Annotated in this window: 2 tRNA genes and 1 rRNA gene; all 3 read right to left on the minus strand. The window is 48.4% G+C overall.

Annotated features, from left to right (window positions below):
- Nucleotides 1-258 precede the first annotated feature (258 nt).
- Nucleotides 259-334 (minus strand) — tRNA-Ala (locus ACSBQS_RS24535).
- Between the two features lie 38 nt (nucleotides 335-372).
- Nucleotides 373-449, minus strand: a tRNA-Ile gene (locus ACSBQS_RS24540).
- Between the two features lie 74 nt (nucleotides 450-523).
- Nucleotides 524-638 (minus strand): 16S ribosomal RNA (locus ACSBQS_RS24545); the annotation flags it as partial.

Here is a 638-nt window from a genome sequence, read left to right on the forward strand (position 1 = left end):
CATCGCCTCTGACTGCCTAGGCATCCACCGTGTACGCTTAGTCACTTAACCTCACAACCCGAAGATGTTTCCATCGTTCGCGCTGCAAACATTTGAGAGACTCTATGACAGGTTACTCTTCATCCCAATACATCTACGGAGGGACAAATTTCAGCCGTCATGTTTCAATTTTCAGCTTGTTCCAGATTGTTAAAGAGCAAAATACTTCGCAGCATACTGTCGCCAATATACTCTGAAGTATTGAAATACCGGACTATATGGTGGAGCTAAGCGGGATCGAACCGCTGACCTCCTGCGTGCAAGGCAGGCGCTCTCCCAGCTGAGCTATAGCCCCATACAGTCACGTGCAGTACCTTTTCCACTTACAAGAAGTGGTAGGCCTGAGTGGACTTGAACCACCGACCTCACCCTTATCAGGGGTGCGCTCTAACCACCTGAGCTACAAGCCTATAAAGGTATTTCTGCTCGTTACTTTCTATCAGACAATCTGTGTGAGCACGCCACGCGAACTAATATCTTTAGGTAAGGAGGTGATCCAACCGCAGGTTCCCCTACGGTTACCTTGTTACGACTTCACCCCAGTCATGAATCACAAAGTGGTAAGCGCCCTCCCGAAGGTTAAGCTACCTACTTCTTTT

The sequence above is a fragment of the Serratia sp. H402Y genome, from assembly GCF_051172415.1.
GTDB lineage: Bacteria > Pseudomonadota > Gammaproteobacteria > Enterobacterales > Enterobacteriaceae > Serratia > Serratia ureilytica.